Origin of the sequence: Rhodococcus sp. NBC_00297, from assembly GCF_036173065.1 — a bacterium.
In the GTDB taxonomy this organism is placed as follows: domain Bacteria; phylum Actinomycetota; class Actinomycetes; order Mycobacteriales; family Mycobacteriaceae; genus Rhodococcoides.
Genome location: NZ_CP108041.1, coordinates 3976187 through 3999966, shown reverse-complemented (window position 1 = coordinate 3999966; position 23780 = coordinate 3976187). Strand labels below are relative to the sequence as shown.

The 23780-nt window shown below is 69.9% G+C and carries 21 protein-coding genes and 1 other RNA gene; 12 read left to right on the top strand and 10 right to left on the bottom strand.

Annotated features, from left to right (window positions below; all coding sequences use genetic code 11):
• Positions 1-19 precede the first annotated feature (19 nt).
• From OG947_RS18900 to OG947_RS18885, 4 genes are read left to right on the top strand one after another with little or no spacing between them, the layout of a single operon-like run.
• Positions 20-670 (top strand): ABC transporter permease, encoded by a 651-nt coding sequence (locus OG947_RS18900; protein WP_027505793.1) that lies wholly within the window; start codon positions 20-22, stop codon positions 668-670.
• Positions 663-1868, top strand: coding sequence for an ABC transporter ATP-binding protein (locus OG947_RS18895; protein WP_328812624.1), 1206 nt, complete (start codon positions 663-665; stop codon positions 1866-1868). Before OG947_RS18900 ends, OG947_RS18895 begins: the two co-directional genes overlap by 8 nt.
• On the top strand, positions 1865-2677 hold the full coding sequence (locus tag OG947_RS18890; protein ID WP_027505792.1) for an ABC transporter permease: 813 nt from the start codon (positions 1865-1867) through the stop codon (positions 2675-2677). The genes OG947_RS18895 and OG947_RS18890 overlap by 4 nt, the downstream gene beginning before the upstream one ends.
• The gene (locus OG947_RS18885; RefSeq protein ID WP_328812623.1) at positions 2677-3651 is read left to right on the top strand and encodes a glycine betaine ABC transporter substrate-binding protein; all 975 of its coding nucleotides are present in this window, start codon (positions 2677-2679) and stop codon (positions 3649-3651) included. Before OG947_RS18890 ends, OG947_RS18885 begins: the two co-directional genes overlap by 1 nt.
• Positions 3652-3738: 87 nt before the next feature.
• Here OG947_RS18885 and OG947_RS18880 read toward each other — a convergent pair whose 3' ends face one another.
• The 3 genes from OG947_RS18880 to OG947_RS18870 all read right to left on the bottom strand — a co-directional run bounded on the left by OG947_RS18880 (position 3739) and on the right by OG947_RS18870 (position 9954).
• Positions 3739-6753 carry a bifunctional [glutamine synthetase] adenylyltransferase/[glutamine synthetase]-adenylyl-L-tyrosine phosphorylase gene (locus OG947_RS18880; protein WP_056445676.1) on the bottom strand — a complete coding sequence of 1005 codons (3015 nt, stop codon included), beginning with the start codon at positions 6751-6753 and terminating at the stop codon, positions 3739-3741.
• Positions 6754-6920: 167 nt separating this feature from the next.
• Positions 6921-8261, bottom strand: a complete 1341-nt coding sequence (glnA, locus tag OG947_RS18875) for a type I glutamate--ammonia ligase (protein WP_027505789.1) — start codon at positions 8259-8261, stop codon at positions 6921-6923.
• 103 nt (positions 8262-8364) lie between these two features.
• On the bottom strand, positions 8365-9954 hold the full coding sequence (locus OG947_RS18870; RefSeq protein WP_328812621.1) for an alpha/beta hydrolase: 1590 nt from the start codon (positions 9952-9954) through the stop codon (positions 8365-8367).
• 134 nt (positions 9955-10088) lie between these two features.
• On the opposite strand from OG947_RS18870, the gene panB reads away from it, so the two are divergent.
• The 4 genes from panB to OG947_RS18850 all read left to right on the top strand — a co-directional run bounded on the left by panB (position 10089) and on the right by OG947_RS18850 (position 13954).
• Positions 10089-10925 carry a 3-methyl-2-oxobutanoate hydroxymethyltransferase gene (gene panB / locus OG947_RS18865; protein WP_027505787.1) on the top strand — a complete coding sequence of 279 codons (837 nt, stop codon included), beginning with the start codon at positions 10089-10091 and terminating at the stop codon, positions 10923-10925.
• Between the two features lie 69 nt (positions 10926-10994).
• Positions 10995-11411: a hypothetical protein gene (locus tag OG947_RS18860; RefSeq protein WP_307092374.1), complete on the top strand. Its 417-nt coding sequence runs from the start codon at positions 10995-10997 to the stop codon at positions 11409-11411.
• Positions 11412-11413: 2 nt separating this feature from the next.
• Positions 11414-12379, top strand: a complete 966-nt coding sequence (pip, locus tag OG947_RS18855) for a prolyl aminopeptidase (protein ID WP_027505785.1) — start codon at positions 11414-11416, stop codon at positions 12377-12379.
• Between the two features lie 39 nt (positions 12380-12418).
• A complete protein-coding gene (locus tag OG947_RS18850) occupies positions 12419-13954 on the top strand; it encodes a CYTH and CHAD domain-containing protein (RefSeq protein WP_328812620.1) in 1536 nt (511 codons plus the stop codon).
• A 42-nt stretch (positions 13955-13996) separates the two neighbouring features.
• On the opposite strand, the gene OG947_RS18845 is transcribed toward OG947_RS18850, so the two are convergent.
• The 3 genes from OG947_RS18845 to rnpB form a co-directional block, all read right to left on the bottom strand.
• Positions 13997-15412 (bottom strand): RNB domain-containing ribonuclease, encoded by a 1416-nt coding sequence (locus OG947_RS18845; RefSeq protein ID WP_328812619.1) that lies wholly within the window; start codon positions 15410-15412, stop codon positions 13997-13999.
• A 16-nt stretch (positions 15413-15428) separates the two neighbouring features.
• A complete protein-coding gene (locus OG947_RS18840) occupies positions 15429-15614 on the bottom strand; it encodes a hypothetical protein (protein ID WP_037185713.1) in 186 nt (61 codons plus the stop codon).
• Between the two features lie 470 nt (positions 15615-16084).
• An RNA gene (gene rnpB / locus OG947_RS18835) (RNase P RNA component class A) lies at positions 16085-16508 on the bottom strand.
• A 172-nt stretch (positions 16509-16680) separates the two neighbouring features.
• On the opposite strand from rnpB, the gene OG947_RS18830 reads away from it, so the two are divergent.
• On the top strand, positions 16681-17208 hold the full coding sequence (locus OG947_RS18830) for a DUF1697 domain-containing protein (RefSeq protein WP_222638389.1): 528 nt from the start codon (positions 16681-16683) through the stop codon (positions 17206-17208).
• Positions 17208-18473 (top strand): SLC13 family permease, encoded by a 1266-nt coding sequence (locus OG947_RS18825; RefSeq protein ID WP_442973135.1) that lies wholly within the window; start codon positions 17208-17210, stop codon positions 18471-18473. Before OG947_RS18830 ends, OG947_RS18825 begins: the two co-directional genes overlap by 1 nt.
• Before the next feature lie 37 nt (positions 18474-18510).
• Here OG947_RS18825 and OG947_RS18820 read toward each other — a convergent pair whose 3' ends face one another.
• From OG947_RS18820 to cobC, 4 genes are read right to left on the bottom strand one after another with little or no spacing between them, the layout of a single operon-like run.
• Positions 18511-19623: a bifunctional RNase H/acid phosphatase gene (locus OG947_RS18820; protein ID WP_328812616.1), complete on the bottom strand. Its 1113-nt coding sequence runs from the start codon at positions 19621-19623 to the stop codon at positions 18511-18513.
• Positions 19620-20357, bottom strand: coding sequence for a zinc ribbon domain-containing protein (locus OG947_RS18815; RefSeq protein ID WP_027505779.1), 738 nt, complete (start codon positions 20355-20357; stop codon positions 19620-19622). Before OG947_RS18815 ends, OG947_RS18820 begins: the two co-directional genes overlap by 4 nt.
• Before the next feature lie 13 nt (positions 20358-20370).
• Positions 20371-21531 carry a Nif3-like dinuclear metal center hexameric protein gene (locus tag OG947_RS18810; protein WP_222647305.1) on the bottom strand — a complete coding sequence of 387 codons (1161 nt, stop codon included), beginning with the start codon at positions 21529-21531 and terminating at the stop codon, positions 20371-20373.
• On the bottom strand, positions 21531-22592 hold the full coding sequence (gene cobC, locus OG947_RS18805; protein ID WP_328812615.1) for an Rv2231c family pyridoxal phosphate-dependent protein CobC: 1062 nt from the start codon (positions 22590-22592) through the stop codon (positions 21531-21533). Before cobC ends, OG947_RS18810 begins: the two co-directional genes overlap by 1 nt.
• A gap of 35 nt (positions 22593-22627) precedes the next feature.
• Between cobC and OG947_RS18800 the strand changes: the two genes are divergently transcribed.
• Both OG947_RS18800 and OG947_RS18795 read left to right on the top strand, forming a co-directional pair.
• Entirely contained in the window at positions 22628-23317 is a 690-nt protein-coding gene (locus OG947_RS18800; protein ID WP_027505776.1) for an HAD-IA family hydrolase, read from the top strand.
• Positions 23314-23772 (top strand): low molecular weight protein-tyrosine-phosphatase, encoded by a 459-nt coding sequence (locus OG947_RS18795; RefSeq protein ID WP_027505775.1) that lies wholly within the window; start codon positions 23314-23316, stop codon positions 23770-23772. Before OG947_RS18800 ends, OG947_RS18795 begins: the two co-directional genes overlap by 4 nt.
• Positions 23773-23780 lie beyond the last annotated feature (8 nt).

Below are 23780 nucleotides of genomic sequence, written 5' to 3'. Positions count from 1 at the left end.
AGCGAAGGATCTGCACCTGATGGATGCTCTGTGGGACTTCATCGTCGGCCGCCGAAGGCAGCTCGCGATCGATTCCTATCTTCACGTCTCCGCCGTCGTCCAGTGTGTCGTCATCGCAACCATCCTGGGTGTCGCCATCGGAGTCCTCGTCTACCGCAGTCCCGCCGGCTCCGCCGTCGCCACCGCTCTCGCGAGCACGGTGCTCACCATCCCGTCGTTCGCGCTGCTGGGACTGCTGATTCCCATTCTCGGTCTCGGCGTCAAGCCGACCGTCACCGCGCTGGTGCTGTACTCGTTGCTGCCGATCATCCGGAACACGGTGGTCGGACTCGACGCGGTGAATCCGGCGGTCAGCGATGCGGCACGCGGTATCGGCATGAGCCGAGCCACCGTGTTGCGTCGCATCGAGATTCCTCTCGCGTGGCCGTCGATTCTCACGGGGATGCGCGTCAGCACCCAGATGGCGATGGGCATTCTCGCCATCGCCGCGTACGCCAAGGGCCCCGGCCTCGGCAATCTCCTGTTCTCCGGCCTCGCCCGCGTCGGCAGCCCCACCGCAGTTCCCCAGGCCCTCACCGGCACCGTCCTGATCGTCATCCTGGCGCTGATCCTCGACGGGATCTACGTCCTGATCGGCAAACTCACCACCTCGAGGGGTATCCGTGACTGACACGACTCGCACCACCACCGGAGCAGAGATCGTCCTCGAGGACGTGACGAAGTCCTACCCCAACCAGAAGTCCGCCGCGGTCGACCACGTGTCGCTCACCATCCCCGCGGGTGAGGTCGTCGTGTTGGTGGGACCGTCGGGCTGCGGCAAGACGACGACGATGCGGATGATCAACCGCCTCATCGAGCCCACGTCCGGCCGGATCACGATCGGCGGCAAGGACGCGCTGTCCATCGATCCGAACGAGCTGCGGCGCACCATCGGCTACTCGATCCAGCAGGCCGGCCTGTTCCCGCACATGACGATCGCGCAGAACGTCGGCATGGTCCCCGGGCTCATCGGGTGGAACAAGAAGAAGATCTCCGACCGCACCGACGAGATGCTCGATCTGGTCGGACTCGATCCGGGCCAGTACCGCGAGCGCTACCCGCGCCAGCTCTCCGGTGGGCAGCAGCAGCGCGTGGGTGTGGCCCGCGCTCTGGCGGCCGACCCCCCGGTGCTGTTGATGGACGAGCCGTTCGGTGCCGTCGACCCCATCACCCGCGGCCTCCTGCAGGACGAGCTGATGCGCCTGCAGGCCGAGCTGGGCAAGACGATCGTCTTCGTGACACACGACTTCGACGAGGCCGTCAAGCTGGGCGACCGGATCGCCGTCCTGGGCAACCAGTCCCGCATCCTGCAGTACGACACCCCCGAGGCCGTGCTGGCCAATCCCGCCGACGAGACGGTGGCCGGCTTCGTCGGCGCCGGTGCGGCTCTCAAGCAGCTCACCCTCATGCGTGTGCGCGACATCGAGCTCAGCGATGTTCCCGCCTTCGGTGAGGACGAGCCGGTCGAGACGATGAACCGGGCGCTCGGCACCGATCCGGAGGCGTGGGGTCTCATCCTCGACTCCCGGAAGCGGCCCATCCGGTGGACCGACCGTCGTCACCTCGCCGGCGTGGGCAGCCTCCGCGACGTCGGTGTGCCGATCGGTGAGCTCGTGTCGATCCAGTCCACGCTGCAGGACGCGCTCGAGGCCCTGCTCGCCGAGGGCAACGCGACGGCGACCGTGACGGGCAAGCGCGGCGAGTACGTCGGCACCGTCACCATCGAGGCACTGATCGACACCATCAAGACCATCCGTTCGCAGCACGCGCACGACCACGACGACGTGGTCGACGCGGGCGCGGCGTCCGTCTCGGGCGCGTCGTCGTGACGGCGTCGGTCGAGGCGTCCGTCGTCGACGATCCCGCCGACGCAGAGGGCGATGCGAAGTCCGCGGCCAGGGCAGCGCGGCGAGCCGAACGGATCCGTCTGGTCGTCCAGCCCGCACTGGTTCTCGTCCTCGTGGTGGTCACGCTGGTCTACGCCCTCACGCGTGATCTCACGGCGACGCAGGCGGCGACGATCAACGTCGCCACGATCTCCCAGCGCGTTCTCGAGCACGTCCTGATCACGTTCGTCGTGACGGCACTCGTCGTGCTGATCGCGGTGCCCCTCGGAATCATCCTCACTCGCAACGGCTATCGACGGCTCGCTCCCGTCTTCATCGGTATCGCGAACATCGGTCAAGCAGCACCTGCCGTCGGCCTGCTCGTGCTGTTGTTCCTCGCGACCGGCAGCACCGGGTTCTGGGTCGGTGTCCTGCCCATCGCGTTCTACTCGCTGCTGCCGGTGCTGCGGAACACCATGCTGGGGTTCCAGCAGGTGGACGCCAGTTACATCGATGCCGCACGCGGACAGGGCATGTCGGGCTCCGGCATCCTGTGGCGCATCGAGTTCCCACTCGCGGTGCCGTACATCCTCGCCGGCCTGCGCACCTCTCTCGTGCTGGCGGTCGGTACCGCCACGCTGAGCTTCCTCGTCGGCGCCGGCGGCCTCGGCGTGCTCATCGACACCGGGTACAAGCTCAATCAGCCGCTCATCCTCGTCGTGGGCGCCGTGCTCGCGGTGGCGTTGGCGTTGCTCGTCGACTGGTTGGGCGCTCTCGCCGAGGCCTTCCTCGGACCGAAAGGACTGCGCTGATGCGCCGTACCCTGATCGCACTGTGCGCGGTCTCCACCCTCGCCCTCACCAGCTGCGGGCTGCAGTCCGGCAGCGCGGTGCCCCTGGCCGTCGAACCCGGAAGCATCACGGCGCAGCCGGGTCTCGAAGGTGCCGAGCTCACCGTCGGTTCCAAGGACTTCACCGAGCAGATCATCCTCGGCTACATCCTGGAGTTCGCGCTCGAGGCGGCGGGGGCGAACGTCCGCGACCTGACCAACATCTCGGGATCCAACAGCACGCGGCAGGCCATGATCAGCGGCCAGGTCGACGTCACCTACGAGTACACCGGCACCGGCTGGATCAACTACCTCGGCAACGAGACTCCCATTCCCGACGCGACAGAGCAGTACGACGCGGTGCGCGACGCGGACAAGGCGAACGGCATCGTCTGGGTCAACCCGGCTCCGATGGACAACACGTACGCACTCGCGATGAACCAGCAGACGGCGCAGGAGACCGGCGTGAAGACGCTGTCCGACTACGCCGCCCTGGTGCAGCGTGATTCCGCCGCCGCGGCGGTGTGCGTGGAGACCGAGTTCAACTCCCGCCAGGACGGTTTCCCCGGCATGGCGGCGGCGTACGGCTTCGACGCGAACGCGGTGAACCGCCAGATCCTGCAGACGGGCATCATCTACCAGGCGACGGCGGACGGCTCGCAGTGCAAGTTCGGCGAGGTGTTCACCACCGACGGCCGCATCAAGGGCCTCGACCTGGTGGTCGTCGAGGACGACAAGCTGTTCTTCCCGCGCTACAACGCGACGGTGAACCTGCGTCAGGAGATCGCCGACCGCTACCCGGAGATCGCGGAGATCACCGCGCCGGTGTCCGCGGCGCTCACCATCGACGCCATCACCGAGCTGAACAAGCAGGTCGACGTCGACGGCCGGGAACCCGCCGAGGTGGCGCGTGACTGGATGGTGCAGCAGGGTTTCGTCACCGCCGGGGCCGACTGACACCGAGGTACACATACTGCACAGAAGACGACCCCGCCCGGCACAGTCGGCCGAGCGGGGTCGTTCTCTGTGCAGAACCGGTACGGGTCAGGAACCGAACGCGCGTTCCACCACGGCCTTGGCCCGACGGGTGACGCGCAGGTAGTTGTCGAGGAACTCCCCCGCGTCGCCACTGGGCCAGCCGGCCACCTGCGCGACGGCCGACAGCACCTTGCCGGGAGCCGGCAACTGATCGGTCGGCTTGCCGCGCACCAGGACCAGCGCGTTACGGGCCTTCGTGGCCGTGAGCCACGCCTGGCGCAGGAGGTCGACGTCGCCGGGGCTCATGAGCTCCGCGGCGCCGATCGCGTCGAGGCACTCCAGGGTCGACGTGTTGTGCAGCGCCGGAATGCGGTGGGCGTGACGCAGTTGCAGCAACTGCACGGTCCACTCGACGTCGGCCAGTCCCCCGCGCCCCAGCTTGGTGTGCGTCTTCGGGTCGGCTCCCTTGGGCAGTCGCTCCGCGTCGACCCGGGCCTTGATGCGCCGGATCTCGCGGACGGCGTCCTCGGAGACTCCGCCCTCGGGGTACCGGATGCGGTCGGCCATGAGCAGGAACCGGATTCCCAGGTCCTGATCGCCGGCGACCTGGTGGGCGCGGAGCAGGGCCTGCACCTCCCACGGCTGCGCCCACTGCGAGTAGTACGCGTCGTAGGCCGAGAGTGTGCGCACGACAGGCCCGTTGCGCCCCTCGGGACGCAGTCCGGTGTCCACCTCCAGCGGCGGGTCCTGGCTCGGCGAACCCAGGAGCTTGCGGACACGATCGGCGATGGCGTTGGCCCACTTGACGGCGTCGCTGTCGTCGGCGCCCTCGGCCGGCTCGCACACGAACAACACGTCGGCGTCGGACCCGTAGCCCAATTCACCACCACCGAGTCGACCCATGCCGATGATGGCGATCGACGCGGGAGCGGTGCCGCCGCGCTCGGCGACGGACGCACGGACCGCCGCGTCCAGGGCGGCGTTGATGACCGCTGCCCACACCGAGGACAGCGCCCGGCACACCTCGGGGACCTCGAGCAGTCCGAGGATGTCCGCCGAGGCGACCCGCGCCAGTTCGTAGCGACGCAGGGACCGCGCCGCCGCGACCGCGCGTACCGGATCGTCGTAGCGCGCAGAGGACTTCAGGATGGCGCCGTACGTCTCGGTGGGATCGACGTCGAGCAGTTTGGGGCCGGTCGATCCGTCGGCGAAGAGCCGGATGACCTCCGGCGCGTTGACCAACACACCGCGCAGGTACTCCGACGACCCGAGCACCTGCATCAGGCGCTGCGCCACCGGGCCCTCGTCGCGGACCAGCCGCAGGAACCAGGACTGCTCGGCGACCTCCTCCGACAGCCGTCGGTAGGCCAGCAGGCCCGCGTCGGGATCCGGTGTGTCGCCCAGCCATTCGAGCAGCGTCGGCAGCAGCAGCGACTGGATGCGACCCTTGCGCGCACCCATGCCGACGAGTGCGCTCAGGTGTCCGAGCGCGTTCTGTGGAGCCGAGTAGCCGAGCGCCGAGAGCTGCCGGATCGCGGAATCCGAACTGAGGCGCAGCGAGTCGCTGTCCAGCCGGGCCACCGATTCGAGCAGAGGGCGATAGAACAGCCGAGCGTGCAACCGCCGGATCCGCTGCGCGTTGCGACGGATCTCCTGGCGCAGAACGCCGGTCGCGTCGTGGTTGCCGTCGGGACGCATGTGGGCGGCGCGGGCGAGCCAGCGCATCGCCTCGTCGTCGTCGTCCGGCGGCAGGAGGTGCGTGCGCTGCAGCTTCTGCAGCTGCAGCCGGTGCTCGATGAGGCGGAGGAACTCGTAGGACGCGGTGAGGTTGGCCGCGTCGTCACGCCCGATGTAGCCGCCGGTGGCGAGAGCGGACAGCGCGGCGACGGTACCGCGTTCGTGGAGGGAGTCGTCGGCTCGTCCGTGCACGAGTTGCAGCAGCTGGACGGCGAACTCGACGTCACGCAGGCTGCCGCGCCCCAGCTTGATCTCGCGCTCGCGCAGCTCGGCCGGCACCATCTCCTCGACGCGGCGGCGCATCGCCTGCACCTCGGGGACGAAGTCCTCGCGCTCACTGGCCACCCACACCATCGGCGTCACCGCGTCGACGTAGGCCTGGCCCAGCTCGGCGTCACCGGTCATGGCGCGCGCCTTGAGCAACGCCTGGAACTCCCAGGTCTTCGCCCACCGCTGGTAGTACGCCAGGTGCGAGTCGAGAGTGCGGACCAGTTCGCCCTGCTTGCCCTCGGGACGCAGTGCGGCGTCGACCTCGAAGAAGGCGGACGAGCCGATGCGCATCATCTCGCCGGCCATGCGGGTGGCGAGGGAGTTGGAGGGTTCGGCGACGAAGACGACATCGACGTCGCTCACGTAGTTCAGTTCCTGCGCACCGCACTTGCCCATCGCGATGACCGCGAGTCGGACCGAGCAGGGCCCGTCGGGGAACGTGACGGTGACGGCCACCGACAGTGCCGCGGTGAGCGCCGCGTCCGCGAGATCGGACAGCTGACGACCGACCACCTCGTAGGGCACGACGGGCTCGTTCTCCACGGTCGCCGCGAGATCGGCGGCGGCCAGGATCATGAGGTGGTCGCGGTACGCCGTACGCAGCGCGATGATGGCCTTGGGTCCGGTCAGCTCGGCCCGGAACACCTGACCGAGGGCGTCGTCGCCCGTCTCCGCGACGGCACCGACGCTCGCGAGCATCGAGTCGCGCAGCTCGTCGGCCGTGGGCAACGACTCCGTGCAGGTGGTGAGCAGGCGCCACTTCTCCGGCTCGGACACCAGGTGGTCACCGAGAGCGCTGGACGATCCGGCGAGAGCGAACATGCGGCCGCGCAGACTCTTGTCGGTGCGCAGGCGGGCGTCGAGGTCGGACCAGTTGTCACCGAGATCCTCGGCGAGGCGCGCGAGGGTGCGCAGCGCGAGATCGGCGTCGGGCGAGCGCGACAGCGACCACAGCAGCTCGGTGCTGTCCTCGTCGGTCCAGCCCAGCAGCGACAGGTTCGCCGGGGCCGACGCCTCGACGAGACCGAGCCGTCCGGGGCTGGGCACGGTGGAACGGGAACTGGGCGGAATCACGGGCGAGCCTCCACCACGGTGTACGAGTCGACCGCCGGGTCGGCGTCAGCGAACGTCGGGTGGACGAACCGCGGGTCGACGAATCTCGGGACGGTGGTGCATTCCGACATGTTCATGGCGTGTCGACGTTACTCGACAGCCCCGTCCAGTCGACAATCGCGCAGTCGCTACAGACCCAGGTAGGTCTTGAGCTCGAATGGCGTCACGTGCGAACGGTACGACTCCCACTCACGACGCTTGTTGCGCAGGAAGTAGTCGAAGACGTGCTCGCCGAGCGCCTCGGCCACCAGCTCGGAGCCCTCCATGGCGGCGAGCGCCTCGTTGAGGCTGCTGGGCAGCTCCCGGTAGCCCATGGCGCGGCGTTCGGCGGAGGTCAACGACCACACGTCCTCCTCGGCCTCGGGCGGCAGCGTGTACCCCTTCTCCACACCGCGCAGTCCGGCCGCGAGCAGCACGGCGAAGGTGAGGTACGGGTTGCACGCCGAGTCGGGGCTGCGGATCTCGACGCGGCGAGACGACGCCTTGTTCGGCGTGTACATCGGAACGCGTACCAGCGCAGAGCGATTCGACGGACCCCAGGACGCCGCCGTGGGGGCCTCGCCGCCGTGGATCAGACGCTTGTAGGAGTTGACCCACTGGTTGGTGACCGCGCTGATCTCGTTGGCGTGCTCGAGGATGCCCGCGATGAAGGCCTTGCCGGTCTCGGACAACTGCATGGGGTCGTCCGGGTTGTGGAAGGCGTTGGTCTCGCCCTCGAACAGACTCATGTGCGTGTGCATGGCCGAGCCGGCCTGATCGCTGAACGGCTTGGGCATGAACGTCGCACGCACGCCCTCGTCGATCGCGACCTCCTTGACGAGGTAGCGGAAGGTCATCACGTTGTCGGCCATGGACAGGGCGTCGGCGTAGCGCAGGTCGATCTCCTGCTGACCCGGCGCGGCCTCGTGGTGGCTGAACTCCACCGAGATGCCCATGGACTCGAGGGCGTCGATGGCGTGACGCCGGAAGTTCGGCGCCTCGTCGTGGACGGCCTGGTCGAAGTAGCCGCCGTTGTCCGCGGGGACGGGGGGCCGACCGTCGTCGGGCAGTTCCTTGCACAGGAAGAACTCGATCTCGGGATGCACGTAGCAGCTGAATCCGAGGTCTGCGGCCTTGGAGAGCTGGCGACGCAGCACGTGCCGGGAATCGGCCCAGGACGGCGACCCGTCGGGCATCGCGATGTCGCAGAACATGCGGGCGGAGTGCTGCTCGCCCTTGCTGGTGGTCCAGGGCAGGATTTGGAACGTCGTGGGGTCGGGCTTGGCCACGGTGTCGGCCTCGGAGACTCGCGAGAAGCCCTCGATCGCCGAGCCGTCGAAGCCGATGCCCTCCTCGAACGCGCCCTCGAGTTCGGCCGGAGCGATGGCCACGGACTTGAGGTAGCCGAGCACGTCCGTGAACCACAGACGGACGAACCGGATGTCGCGCTCCTCCAGAGTGCGAAGCACGAATTCCTTTTGGCGATCCATGACCGTCAGGCTAGGCACGTTGCATTAAATCCGTGTTACATCGTGAAACCGGTCGCACTTTCTGGACCTCACAGCGCGGTGGCGACGACTGTGAGGTCACGGCTCAGCAGCGCAGACCTGCTGGTGGAGGCGTCAGGTCGACGAGGTAGGCGGACACGGCGTCGTCGATGCAGGCGATCCCGGCGAACGAGGCGGTGTGCTGATTTCCCTCGTAGGTGATCAGCGACGAGCCCAGCTGCGCGGCCAGAGCGACCCCGGCCTCGTACGGGGTGGCGGGATCGTCGGTGGTCGAGACCACCACGGTCGGTGCGAGTCCCGGTATCGAGACCGGCCCCGGGTCGGCTGCCGAGGGGACCGGCCAGAAGGCGCACGGCTCGAGCGGCGCGGTGCCGTTGCCCCGGCCGTCGTCCAGGAACGGCGCGGCGGCGCGGAACCGGGCGTCGAGCGCGCCCTCCTCCGCCCGGTCGGTCACCCGCGGATCGTCGACGCACCGCACGGCGGTGAACGCGTCGTTGGTGTTGCTGTACGTGCCGTCGCTCAGGCGCCCGTTGTAGAGATCGGCGAGCGAGAGCAGGATGTCGCCCTGGCCGTTCTCCAGCTGAGTCAGACCGCGCCGCAACGGTCCCCACAGTTCGGTGCTGTAGAGCGCCTGCTGCACTCCGGTCACGGCGTCGTCGTAGCTCAGCGAGCGGGCACCCTCCGGCCCGGTGAGCTCGGTGCTCGCGGGCCGGTCCACCAACGGATCGACCAGGGCCCGGAAGGAACCCACGTCTCCCGCCGGGTCGGTACCGAGTGGACAGTCGGACCGTCCCGCGCAGTCGGCCGCGAAGGCGTCGAACACCGACTGGAAGCCTGCGCCCTGGGCGACCACCTCGTCGGCCGCGTTCGCAGCGGGGTCGAGAGCGCCGTCGAGCACCATCGCGCGCACGTTCTCGGGGAAGAGTTCGGCGTAGGTGTAGCCCAGCCGCGTCCCGTACGAAAATCCGAGATACGTCAGCTGATCGTCGCCGAGCACCGACCGGACGACGTCCATGTCCCGCGCGACGTCGGCCGACGTGAGGTGTTCGAGCAACACCGGATCGTTGCGCTCGGCGCACCGCGCGGCGTAGTCCTGATTCTCCTTCTCGGTCTCGGTGATGCCGGCGGGCGAGGTGTCCACGTCGTTGTCCGCACGCTCGGCGTCGAACTCCCGCGGAGTGTCGCAGCGCACCGCCGGCACCGACGCACCGATGCCCCGAGGGTCGAATCCGATGACGTCGAAGGACGATTCGACGGCGGTACCCCGCGCCACCGTCGCAGTCGAGAGGCCCGACGCGCCGGGTCCGCCGGGGTTGACGAGCATCGAGCCCACCTTCTCCCCCGTCGCCGCCGACCGGGACAGCGCCAGTGAGGCGGTGGGCCCGGCCGGATCGTCGTAGTCGATCGGCACGGTCACCCGGCCGCACTGCAGGCTCGGGTCCAGCTCGGACCCGTCGGTCACGAATCCCTCGCACGATCCCCACGTGACACGCTGCGCCCGAAACGCGTCCAGCGTCGACGGTTGATCGGCACGCGTCTCCGTCGTCGTGACGGGCACGGACCCACCCTCGTCGTCGGTGGGAGTGCCGCCGACATCGGAGCCGCACGCCGCGGCCAGCACCGCGAGAACCGAGAGGGAGACGGCGAGACGGACGGACGCGCGACGGGAGGACACCTCTCGATGGTGGCACGGCGTGGTGTGTGACCAAGCGCACTCGTGCCGCGGAACCCGGCGGTGGCAGACTGAACGCGTCATCACCTCTACCCGGGGACCCGCCGAGCGGGCCTCGAGGACGAAAGGGACGCTCGATGTCTGCTGCTGAGACCCCGCTGTACGGATCCGCACCCACGGGCCGCAAGACCCGCACCCACCACCTGCAGGCGATGAAGGCCTCCGGCGACCGCTGGAGCATGCTCACCGCCTACGACTACTCGAGCGCGCGCATCTTCGAGGAGGCCGGCATCCCCGTCCTGCTCGTGGGCGACTCGGCCGCCAACGTCGTCTACGGCTACGACACCACGGTGCACATCGACATCGCGGAGCTCATCCCCCTGGTGCGCGGCGTGGTCCGCGGCGCCCCCAATGCACTCGTGGTCGCCGACCTGCCGTTCGGCACCTACGAGATCTCTCCGCAGCAGGCCGTCGAGACCGCTGTCCGCTTCATGCGCGAGGGCCAGGCCAACGCGGTCAAGCTCGAGGGCGGCGAGCGTGTCGCCCCGCAGATCGCCGCCATCACCGCCGCCGGTATCCCCGTGATGGCGCACATCGGCTTCACCCCGCAGAGCGTCAACGGACTCGGTGGTTTTCGCGTGCAGGGCCGCGGCGACGCGTCCGAGCAGCTCGTGGCCGACGCCATCGCCGTCCAGGAGGCCGGAGCCTTCGCCGTCGTCATGGAAATGGTGCCCGCCGATCTCGCCGGCCAGGTGACGCGCAAGCTGACGATCCCCACCGTCGGCATCGGTGCCGGTCCGGAGTGCGACGCCCAGGTTCTCGTCTGGCAGGACATGGCCGGTTTCACCAGCGGTCGCACCGCCAAGTTCGTCAAGCGTTTCGGCGACGTCGGCGACCAGCTGCGCGCTGCGGCGTCGACCTACGCCGCCGAGGTGCGGTCGGGGGCCTTCCCCGCGCAGGAGCACAGCTTCTAGGACTGCGACCCCTGGCGAGCGACGCGGGCGGGCCGGTCGGGGAAGCACCCGGGTGGCACACTCGGGGCCATGATGATGCGACATGGACTCGCCGCGGCGGGTGTTCTGGCAGCAGCGACCGTGACCCTGACGTCGTGCGCAGGCGGGACGGACACCACCACTGCGTCGACGACGACGGCCGCTCCCACGACGACCACATCCGCGGCTCCGGCCACCCCGACGGTGTCCGAGGATCAGGCTCAGTCGCTGTGCACCGACCTCGAGGCGCAGCTGTCGAACTGGCGCGTGCAGGGCCCGACCGTGGGCCGCGGCGGCCTGAACATCCTGGTGCAGACGTGGGCGGCGCGCTACGGACTGAACGCCGCGGTGATCCAGAACCGCGGGATCGTCGACACGGCCGCGACCGACGCGTGCTCCGACGTCCGGAGCCAGGTCGTCGACATCCTCGAGATTCCCGATCTCGCGTCGGGCCTCGTGGGGCTGTGACGATGACGGCGCGCCGGTCCCTCTACCCCGAACTCGACCCGCACGACTCGGGGATGCTCGATGTCGGCGACGGGCAGCACCTCCACTTCGAGGTCAGCGGCAACCCCGACGGCACTCCGGTGGTGTTCGTGCACGGCGGACCGGGCGGCGGCACGGGTCCCGATCAGCGTCGCTACTTCGATCCCGAGGCCTACCGGATCGTGCTGTTCGACCAGCGCGGGTGCGGTCGGTCCACGCCGCACGTCGCCGACGGCGCCGATCTCTCCGTCAACACCACCGGACACTCCATCGCCGACATGGAGGTCCTGCGTGAGCATCTCGGCATCGACACGTGGTCGGTGTTCGGCGGGTCGTGGGGATCGACGTTGTCGCTCGCGTACGCCCAGGCGCATCCGCACCGCGTCACGTCACTGGTGCTGCGCGGCATCTTCCTGCTGCGTGAGTCGGAGATCGACTGGTACTACCGCGGCGGCGCGGGACACCTCTTCCCCGAACTGTGGGAGAAGTTCCTCGCCCCGATCCCGGCGGCGGAGCGCGACGGCGACCCCGTGGAGATCTACCACCGACTCCTTCACTCGTCCGACCCGGAGACCGCGCTGAACGCGGCGGTCGCCTGGTCCACGTGGGAGGGCGCCACCAGCACCCTGCTCCCGAAACCGGAACGCGTGGAGCAGAACTCCGAGGCACGGTTCGCACTCGCGTTCTCGCGCATCGAGAATCACTACTTCGTGCACCAGGGGTTCCTGGAACAGAATCAGTTGCTGGCGAACATGGACTCCATCGCCCACATCCCCGGTGTCATCGTGCAGGGCCGTTACGACGTGGTGTGCCCGGCCACGAGCGCCTGGGATCTGCATCGATCCTGGCCGTCGTCGACACTCCACATCGTCGACGACGCCGGGCACTCCGCCGCGGAACCGGGAATCATCCATCACCTCGTCGAAGCGACGGACTCCTTCCGCCGCTGACGAACCGGCCGTTCACCTGCAGGTGGTAAAGATGTCACCATGAGTTCAGGTGGTGCGGACGCGCACACGGAGATCGAGGCCAAGTTCGACGTCGGCATGGACACGCCGGTTCCCGAGCTCACGGGGGCGAAGTCGATCGTGTCCGCGTCCGCGCCGGAGCTGACACACCCGGTCTCCACGTACTTCGACACCCCGGATCTCGACCTGGCGCGTCGACGCATCACGGTGCGTCGACGGACCGGAAGCTCCGACGCGGGATGGCACATCAAGATGCCCGTCTCGTCCGACGAGCGTCTCGAGCTGCGGAGCCCGCTGTCCGCGGGCGGCAACACCGCTCGCGTGCCGGCCGAGGTCGCCGATCGTGTGACGGCGCACGTGCGAGGCAAACCGCTCGTGCCCGTCGCGAGCATCGAGACCCGCCGCATCGTCACCGTCGTGGCCACGAAGCGGCACCAGACCGCCGCGGAGCTGTGCGACGACACCGTCACCGCCCGGAACCTGTTGGACGACACCACTGTTCGCTGGCGTGAATGGGAGGTGGAGCTGATCGACGGTGACCGCCGCACCCTGGAGAAGGTGAGCACCTACCTGCTCTCCCACGGCGCCGACCCCGGTTCCTCACCGTCGAAGCTCGCACGGGCGCTCGGATCCCGCCTGGCGGATCTCCGGACCGGCGATGCCACGCCCGACGGCACCGCCGGGTCCGCGCTGCTCGCCGCCCTGGCCACCGACGTGTCCGCTCTCCTCGCGGCGGATCCGCGCGTGCGGGAGAACGACGACGACGCGGTGCACGCCATGCGCGTTGCAACGCGGCGACTGCGCAGCGTGCTGCGGTCCTACCGCGACCTGCTCGACCGACCGTCCGTCGACGCGGTCCGTAGCGAACTGTCCTGGCTCGCCGACATTCTCGGCACCGCTCGCGACGCCGAGGTGCTGGCGGCCCGCTACGACGCGTCGCTCTCGGCGCTGCCGTCCGACGCTGTGCGCGGTCCCGTGGTCGAGACCCTCGTCGGCACCCAGCGACGGTTGTACACGCTCGCGCACGAGGAGATCGTGCGGGAGTTGAGCGGCGAGCGCTACTTCGCCCTGCTCGACGCGCTCGATGCACTACTGGCAGCACCCACCGTCGGTCCGTCGGACGGCCGCGCGGACGAAGTCTTCCGGAAGGTGCTCCGTGGCCAGTACCGCACGATCGCCCGAGCCGAGGCTCACGCGGCCGCGCTCACCGGCGACGAGCGTGCCGAGGCTCTGCACGACGTGCGCAAGAACGCCAAGAAGCTGCGCTACGCGGCCGAGGCAGCGGCGGGCGCACTCTCGGACGGAACAGTACGAACGACGGCCGCCGACGTCGCGAAGGCCGCGAAGAAGGTGCAGTCCGTCCTCGGCGAGGTCCAGGACAGTGCGGTGTCGCGCGCCACGATCCTGACCGAGGCCGCCTCCGCGGCCGAGCGAGGCGAGGACACCTTCACCTTCGGTGTCCTGTACGCGAACGAGGGACACGACAGCGCGGACGCACTCGAGCCGCTCCCCCGCGCGTGGACGAAGCTGCGGCGCCGCGCAGCCTCCCTCGGCTGAGCGTCTCCGGGCCTACCCGACCACCGACGACCGGCCTCCGGCCTACCCGACCGAGAACTCCACTCGCCGGGTCGCGACGTCCACCGGCCCCACCCGCACGGTGACGGTCGTGCCCTCGGCCGGGTCTCCCGAACACCGGCCGACGACGGTGTACTCGGGAACGAAGACCTCGGCGGGCCGCTTGTCGGTTCGTCCGCGCAGCACGACGGCCGAGACGGTGTCGCCGACGCGGTCCGCCAGCACCCTGGCCTCGACGAGGTCGATACACGCACGGTCCACCTTCGACGCCAGCGAATCGCTGCGCCGCATCGCGTCGGGCAGCTCTGCGAACTCGGCGAGCACCCAGTCGGGGACAGCGGTTCCGGCACAGTGAGCGAGACACACCTCGGTGGCGTACCTGTCGACGCGCCGACGTAACGGCGCGGTGACGTGGGCGTACGGGCCACCGATCCCGGAATGGTCCGGCTCCTCGGGTGTCTCACCGTCGAAAGCGACGTACGCGGCACCGCGCAACAGCGTGGTCGCCTCGGTCATCACGGCGAGAGTCGTGGGAGCCGCCGGGTCCAGGCCGGCAAGAACCTGGCCGGGCGAGGCACCGGTCGGCCACTGCAGGCCCAGTGCCCGCACCACCGCCCGCAGTGCCTCGACGTCCGACGCGCCCGGCGGCGGGAGAGTGCGCAGGATGCCGACCTTCGCCTCGAGCATGATCGCGGCGGCGCACATTCCGGTGAGCAGGGACATCTCGGCGTTCCACGCGTCGGCCTCGGTGCGCGGCGCGATCTCGAGGCGCCATCCGCCGCGGTCGGAACCGTCGGCGACGACCTCCTGTTCGGGAAGCGCGAGCTCGATGGCTCCGCGCTCGACCGCGAGGGCCCGCCGCGCCCGACCGAGATCCTGCAGCGCCGTCAGCGACGGATGCACGGTCCCGGAGTCGACGGCCGACTGCACCTCGGCGTAGGTGAACCGTTGCCGTGAGCGCACCGTCGCGGGCTCGACGTGCCAGGACGTCGCCGTCCCCGCGGGGTCGGTGTCGATGGTCCACAGCGCGGCCGGCCGTACCCGGTCCGGCAGGAGGGACGACGCGTCCTCGGACATCTGCCGAGGGTGCAGCGGCACGCTGTCGTCCGGGAGGTAGAGCGTCTGTCCACGGCGGCGCACCTCCTCGTCCAGCACGCTCCCCGGCGCGACGACCGCACCGACGTCGGCGATGGCGTAGTACAGGCGGAAACCCGCGTCGGTGCGGTGGACGACGAGAGCCTGGTCCAGATCCATCGACCCGGGCGGGTCGATGGTCACGAACTCCAGGTCGGTCGCGTCGCGCCGCGTCGGACGAGAGTCCGCCACTGGGACCGCGTCGGGCGGGTACCCGGTCGGCAGGTCGAACTCGGCGCGCACAGCCGAGAAGTCGACACCGTCGACCCGAGGCGCAACGGCCCGCCTCGATACCGACGCGGTCACGAGCGCGCCGATGCGGTCACGAAGACCAGGTGTCGTCGGCGTCGTCCGCGGCCTTGTTACGCTCCGCGGCGATCTCGAGGGCGCGCTCGGCGGTGGCCCTGTCGGGGTAGGGGCCCATGCGGTCCATCGCACCGGCCTCCTTGCCCTGCACGACAGCCTTGTCGCTGATACGGAAGTACCACTGATCGTCGTCGTCACTCATGATCGACAGTGTGCCCCAGATCCGCCCCGACGGAACAGACTTCGCGTTCTGCGGCCTCGTGATTCACGGTCGGCGACGCGCCGACCGCACACACCGCGGGACCAGCGGCCGCGTTACACTTCTCGCATGTCCGGGTACACACGCCGGACCGGAGCCGGACCACGCACCCGATAGGAGTACGACATGTCGACCCTTCTCTTCGATCAACTGTTGCCGCTGATGGGCCATGACGCCGCGACGTACTGGGCCACCCTGCTGGTGGTCGACCCCATCTGATCCACTCTGCTCACGAACGGCTCCGCCCTCATCGAGGACGGGGCCTTTCGTCGTTCAGGAGGACTCGATACGTGGCGGCGGGCCGACGCTTCCCGTAGTTTCCTACCGCCGGCCCGCCGAGACTCACTGTAGAGGACATCGAACATATGTTCTAGTCCGCCCACCGACGCAGCGGTCCGTGCTGGTCGTGTGCGCGGACGAGTCGGCGTGTAAGCCGGATCCTGTCCCCGGGACGAATCCCGGGTGGCGACCATCCATCTGGGCACACCGTCGCCGGGTACCTCGAGCGATCAACCCGCAGGCTCGGGCGAGCAGCCCTCGAACACCTGCGCAGACGCACCACCGCGAACGGCGGTGCGACCTTCGATCTTGCTCCGGGCGGGGTTTACCGAGCCACCCCGGTCACCCGGGGTGCTGGTGCGCTCTTACCGCACCGTTTCACCCTGACCGACCGATCCGAGGACCGGTCGGCGGTCTCTTCTCTGTGGCACTGTCCCGCGAGTCGCCTCGGGTTGCTGTTGGCAACCGCCCTGCTCTGTGGAGTCCGGACTTTCCTCGGCTCGAAGCTTGACGACGCCGGTCGTCAGTTCTCCGTGCCGCGGCCGCCCGGCCAACTCGTCCGCCCCGTCATGGTAGCCGCTCCGCCACCCCCGTCCCACCCCCGCTCCGACCCCCGCGAGTACGTCCGAACCGTCGCTGGGCGAGCCCCGATCACGACAGTTCGGACGTACTCGCGGGGGGTGGGTGCCGAGCGGACGGACGGTCGGACCGGGGATCTAGAGTCACGCGCATGACCTTCGTCGTCCTCCTGCGCGGCATCAACGTCGGCGGCATCCGCATCTCCATGGCGGCCCTGCGGTCGTCGCTGGAGGACGCCGGATACACAGCGGTGCGCACCGTTCTCGCGTCGGGCAACGTGGTGCTCACCGCGACGACGCAGGACCCGGCCGTGGTGCGCTCCGACGTGGAGGGCGTCCTGCGGCAGGCCTTCGGCTACGAGGCATGGGTGGTGGTCGTGACCGTGGAGCAGCTCGCCGAGATCGTCGCCGCATTCCCGTGGGAGACCGACGAGGCGGTACGCCACCCGTACGTGATCTTCTCGACGGACGGTGTGTCCACCACCGATCTCGCGGCGATCGGCGAGACGGCCGACCCCGTCGTCGAGAGGTCGACACTCGGGCCGCATCACGTCCTGTTCTGGGAGGTCGTGCGCGGTGACACCCTGTCCAGTGTCGTCGGCAAGGCCAGTGCGCGCGCGTCCTACAAGTCGACGACGACCACGCGAAACCTCCGCACGCTGCGCAAGATCCTCGCGTGATCACCGATTCCACCGCGCGGACCGTCGTGGCCGCGCTGCTGGTGGCTGCCGTCCTGGTCTTCGCCATCGCTCGCCCTCGCGGACTCCCCGAGGCCACCATCGCCGTTCCGGCCGCGGCACTGGCGATCCTGCTCGGAGTCGTGTCGACGAGCGACGCACTCGAGGAGACGGCGGAGCTCGCCCCCACGGTGGCGTTCCTCGCAGCGATCCTGGCTCTCGCTCACCTCGCCGACGCGCACGGTGTGTTCACGTGGATCGCGTCCGTCCTGCACGCCCGGTCGCGATCCTCCCCCACGCGGCTCCTGATGCTCGTGTTCGTCACCGCGTCCCTCACCACGGCAGTGCTCAGTCTCGACGCGACGGTCGTCCTGCTCACCCCGGTCGTCATCGCCGCAGCCCGCCGCGCCGGGATGTCGCCACGGCCGGCGTCGTACGCCGTGGCACACCTGTCGAACTCGGCCTCCACGCTGCTGCCGGTCTCGAATCTGACCAACCTGCTGGTGTTCTCGGCCACCGGTCTGTCGTTCCTGCACTTCACCGCGCTGATGGCAGCGCCGTGGGTCGTCGCGATCGCGCTCGAGTACGCGGCGTTCCGTTGGTTGTTCCGCGGCGACCTGCGCGAGGTGGAGAACCCGCCGGACGACGACGGTCCGTCCGTGGCGGCGCCGACGCTCGCCCTCGTCGTGATCGGCTGCGCTCTGGTGGGTTTCGCGATCAGTGGGTCGCTCGGCCTCGAACCGGTGTGGGTGGCCGCTGCGGCCGCGATCGTGCTCGCCGTTCCTGCGCTGCGCCGGTCCGAGACGACTCCCGTCGCGGTCGTGCGTGCACTCGATCTCTGGTTCTGCGTGTTCGTCTTCGCGCTCGGAGTGGTGGTCGCGGGACTCGCCGGGGGTCCGGTGGGCGAGGCCGTCACCGAGATCCTGCCGACGTCGTCCACGCTGCTCGCGCTCCTGACCGTCGCCGCGGTGGCCGCGGTCGCCTCCAACGTGCTCAACAACCTGCCCGCGACGCTGCTGCTGCTCGCCGCACTGACGTCGACGACAGTCGCTGCACCGGTGGGCGCGCTGCTCGCCATGCTGATCGGCGTCAACCTCGGGCCCAACCTCACCTACGTCGGGTCGCTCGCGATCATGTTGTGGCGCCGCGTGGCTCGCGCCGAGGGCGAGCCGCCGAGCCTGCGGACGTTCACCGTGGTGGGTCTGGTGACCACACCGATCACCGTGGTCGCGGCGACCGTCGCCCTGTGGCTCGCCCTGCAGGTGTAGTGGTCGGGTCCAGAGGAACGACGTGTCGGTTCCTCCATCAGGCCCAGAGGAAGGACGTGTCGTTCACCAGGCGTACGGAGGCCGCGTCGTCGTCGAACCAGTCGACGATGCTGATGGACGCCAGGTCGAGGTGCATCCGGTAGAGGATCGACGGGCCGACGTCCAGGCCGAGCTGCAGGAGCGTCTTGATGGGCGTCACGTGCGAGACCACGACGACGGTCTTCCCCGCGTACTCGGTCGCGATGTGTTCGCGGACCCGACGCACCCGTTCGAGGACGGCGTCGAAGCTCTCGCCGCCGGGCGGCGCGACGGACGTGTCGCCCATCCACCGCCGATGCAGCTCGGGATCGCGCTCGGTGGCCTCGAGGAAGGTGAGGCCCTCCCACTCGCCGAAGTCCGTCTCCGTCAGATCTTCGAGGACGGTGACGGGGACGTCGATCGCGCGGGAGACGGCCGACGCGGTGTCGAACGCCCTGCCCAGCGGTGAGCTCAGGACGACGTCGACGCCGCCCAGCAGTGCGACACGCTGCGCCGCGGCCGCCGCCTGCGCTCGCCCGAGCTCGGTGAGCTCCGGGTTGCCTCGGCCGGAGTACCGACGATCCACCGACAGGGCGGTCTGGCCGTGCCGCAGCAGGATCGTGCGGGTCGCGGCACCCGAGACGGACTGCCAGGCAGGCCGTTCCGACACCGGCGTCGGTGCGCTCGCGACCTCGGCCGCACCGGTGAGCAGCGCGTCCTCACCGTCCATCGCCTGGTTGGCCAGCCGGTCGGCATGCGAGTTCTCGGCACGCGGGATCCACGCGTACTGCACGTCGTCGAACGTGTCCGCGACAGCGGCTGCTCGCGCGCGCAGCGGAATCATGTCCGGGTGCTTGACCTTCCAGCGGCCGGACATCTGCTCGACCACCAGCTTGGAGTCCATCCGCACCGAGACGCGCGAGGCCCCGAGTTCGCGGGCCGCCTCGAGACCGGCGATCAGTCCGCGATACTCGGCGACGTTGTTCGTCACCACTCCCAGGTGTTCGCGGCGCTCGGCCAACACCGTGGCTCGCGCCGCGTCCCACACGACGGCGCCGTATCCGGCGGGCCCGGGGTTGCCTCGCGATCCCCCGTCGGCCTCCACCAGGACGGAGTCGGGATGGGGACTCACAGACCGGACTCGTTGGTGCGCACCAGGATCGCGTTGCACTCCGAGCACCGCACGACCACGTCGGGCGCGGTGCCGGCGATGCGCGCGATCTCGCCGCGATCCAGCTCGATCCGGCACGCACCGCAGCGCCGACCACGCAGCAGGGCGGCACCGATGCCCGACCTCTCACGCTGCTTCTCGTACATCGCGGACACCTCGGCGGGCAGCTGCGCGGCGAGCTCCTCGCGCTGCGCCGACCGAGTGCGCTCGGCGTTCTCGACGTCGGCGAGCGCGTCGTCGCGTCGACGGGTGGCGTCGACGATCGTGTCCTCGACCTGTGTCAGATTGGCACCGGCGTGCTCGTAGTCGCTCTGCGACGCCTCGCGCTGCTCCATGACCTCGAGCAACTCGTCCTCGAGGATGCCGCGGCGGCGCTCGAGGCTGCCCAGCTCGTGCTGGAGTTCGCTGAGCTGCTTCGCGGGAGCCGCGCCGGAGGCCAGCGCAGCGCGGTCCTTCTCCTCGCGGCGGCGCACGGCGTCGACCTCGCCCTCGAGCTTGCGAATGTCCCGGTCCAGATCGTCGAGCGAGATCTGCACGCCCACGGCTGCGTCCTTGCGGTCGATCCGCTCGCGTTCGAGTGCATCGAGCTCGACCTGCTCGGGAAGAGTGCGTCGACGGTGTGCGAGCTGGGCCAGTTCGGTGTCCATGGCGGCCAGGTCGAGGAGGGAGAGCTGGATCTTCGGGTCGACGTTCACGCGTGTCACGGTACTAGTCCTGCGGGGGACGGACGCCGATGCTCCACGGATCCGTTCTGATCGTCAGTGTCCGGGTGGTCCAGCCGTCGCGATCACCGAACGCGCTGTCCAGCAGGTCGCGCGCCTGGGCGCACCACGGGAACTCCCCCGCCCAGTGCGCGACGTCGATCAGCGCGGGTCCGCCGGCCCGCAGGTGTTCGTCCGCCACGTGGTGTCGCAGGTCGGAGGTCACGTAGGCGTCGACACCCGCTGCGGTGACGGCGCCGAGCATCGAGTCCCCGGATCCACCGCACACGGCCACCCGCCGGATCGTCGCGTCCGGATCGCCGGCGGCGCGCACTCCCCAGGCAGTGGACGGGAGCCGGCTGCCGACGCGGTCGGCGAAGGCGCGCAACGACATCGGCTCGGCCAGCGTCCCGATCCGGCCCAGCCCGCAGTCGGTCGGCAACCCGGCCGTCTCGACGACGTCGAACGCCACTTCCTCGTAGGGGTGCGCCGAGCGCAGCGCGGTGAGAACGGCCGGGCGTGCAGAGCGCGGAGCGACCATCTCGACACGCCGTTCCTCGACCGACTCGACGGTGCCGACGGTGCCGATCGCCGGCCGCGCGTCGTCGACGGGACGGAACTGGCCGTCGCCCACGACGCTCCAGCTGCACTCGCGGTAGTCGCCGATCGACCCGCCGCCCGCGTCGAACATGGCCTGCCGCACGGCGGGGGCGTCGGCCACCGGGACGTACACACCCCACTTGTCGAGGCCCCCGTCCGACTTCTCGTCGAGGGGGCGCAGATCGGTGAGGCCCAGCAGTGTCGCCAGCGCATCGGACACTCCGGGCTGCGCCGAGTCCGCGTTGGTGTGGGCGGTGAACAGAGCGCACCCCGCCGTGATCAGGCGATGCACCAACGCGCCCTTGGGCGTGTGGGCACCGACCGTGTCCACACCGCGCAGCAGCAGTGGGTGGTGCACCACGAGCAGATCGGCACCGGCGGTGATCGCCTCGTCCACGACGGCGGCCGTGGCGTCGACGGCGAACATCACGGTGGTCACGGAGTTCGCGGGATCGCCGCACACCAGACCGACCGAGTCCCAGCTCTCGGCGAGCCGGGGCGGGTACGCCGCGTCGAGCACGTCGATGATCTCGGCCAGGGTGGGCGCTGCGGTTCCCGTCGATGCCATCACTCGACCCTAGGTGTGCCCATCTGGCGCACCACGTCACCCCACGCGTCGGCGAGTCGGTCGACGGAGTCCGCGCCCCGCACCGCGATCCGCAGGTGATCCGGGCCGAGGCCGGGAAAGGTGTCGCCTCGGCGGACCGCGACACCGCGGTCCCGCAACGCGGCCCGGATCGCTGCGCCGTTCTCCGCGCGGACGAGCACGAACGACGCCGTCGCCGGTGCCGACACCTCCACCCCGAGTACGCGGAGCCGTTCGACGAGGTACTGCCGCTCGCGGGCGAGCACGAGCGCGTCGGCGTCCACGGACGCGACGGCGTCGGGTTCGCAGCACGCCTCGATCGCGGCCAGCTGCAGGGTGCCCAGCGGCCAGTGGGGTCGGCCCCGGTTCAGTGTGGCGAGGACGTCCGGCGCTCCGAGCGCGTACCCGCACCGCAGCCCCGCGAGGGCGAACGACTTGGTGAGGCTGCGCAGCACCACCACGTCGGGACGAGACTGCGACGCCAGGGACTCGGGCTCGCCGGGCACGGTGTCGGCGAATGCCTCGTCCACGACGAGCACGCGTCCCTCCGCCCGGAGTGCGAGCACGTCCGCGCGGGGATGGCCGATGGACGTCGGGTTGGTGGGATTGCCCAGCACCAGCAGGTCGGCGTCGTGCGGAACGGCGGCGTCGACGAGCCGGTACGGCGCGGGCAGGACGACCCGATGCACCGGGACGTCGGCACTGCGCAGGGCGAACTCCGGCTCGGTGAAGGACGGGTGGACGACCGCGGCGAGGCGCGGGCGCAGCCGGGGCAGCATCGCGAATCCTTCGGCCGCTCCGGCGAGCAACAGCACCTCGTCCGGAGATCGACCGTGGCGCAACGCCACTCGGTCACGAACCCGCCGGTCCTCGGCCTCGGACGGATACGCCGCGAGTCGGTCGACCGCCTCGATCAGTCTGCGCCGCAACCACTCGGGGGGCCGGGACCCACGAACGTTCACCGCGAAGTCGAGCATGCCCGCCTCGACCTCCACGTCGCCGTGGTGGCGAAGCAGCGGATCGATACGGGCGTCGCCTGTCACTCGGGTGACTGTAGGCGCTCCATATACTGACCCCCATGTCCACCACAGCCGTCGACCTCGTCCTCTTCGACCTCGACGGCACCCTCACCGATTCCGCACCCGGCATCCTCGCCGGTTTCGATCACGCGCTCGCGACGGTGGGGAGCCCGCCGCCCGGCGACGACGTCCGGGCGCACGTCATCGGTCCGCCGATGATCGACACGTTCCGGTCCCTCGGTCTCGACGAGGACAGGGTCGAGCGCGCCCGCGCCGCCTACACGGAGTACTACGACAGCCGCGGCTGGTCCGAGAACCGGGTGTACGAGGGCATCGTCGACGTGCTGGACGCGCTCGTGGCCGCCGGTGTCCCGATGGCGGTCGCGACGTCGAAGAACGAACGATTCGCACGGCGCATTCTCGAACACTTCGGCCTGGCCGACTACTTCCGCTTCATCGCGGGCGCCAGCGACGACGGCAGCCGCCGGTCCAAGGCGGACGTCGTCGCGCGCGCACTCGAGCAGGTGGGGCGCCCGGCTCGGTCCACGGCCGAGGGCGGTACCGCGTCGGTGGTGATGGTCGGCGACCGCGACCACGACGTGTTCGGCGCCGGGCACTGGGGCATCCCCGTCGTCCTGGTCCGGTGGGGATATGGATTCGAGTCCGAGCACGACGCGGCCTCGTGGTCCGTCGGATCGGCGGCGGAACTCACCACGTTGCTCTCCTCGCTCACGACGGACGCGGCATGACGGTGCACGTGACCTTCGTCTGCACGGGCAACATCTGTCGGTCGCCGATGGCCGAGAAGATCGTGACGCAGGCCCTCGCGGATGCCGGGATGGACGACCGGGTGCGCGTCACCAGCGCCGGCACGGGCGACTGGCACGTCGGCGACGCCGCCGACCCGCGCGCCGCTGCCGAGCTGGAGTCGCACGGCTACCCGTCGGCCCATCGCGCCCGCACCGTCGATGCCGAGATCCTGGGTGCAGACCTCGTCGTCGCGCTGGATCGAACTCACGAGCGCGACCTCCGTCGCCTCGGCGTCCCCGCGGATCGGTTGGCACTGCTGCGCTCGTTCGACCCGGACGCCGATTCCGACTCGGTCGCCGATCCGTACTACGGCGACGACGGAGACTTCCGGACGGTGCGCGAGCAGATCGAGGCGGCCGTCCCCGGTCTACTCGAGGCCCTCACGCAGCACTGACACCCCCG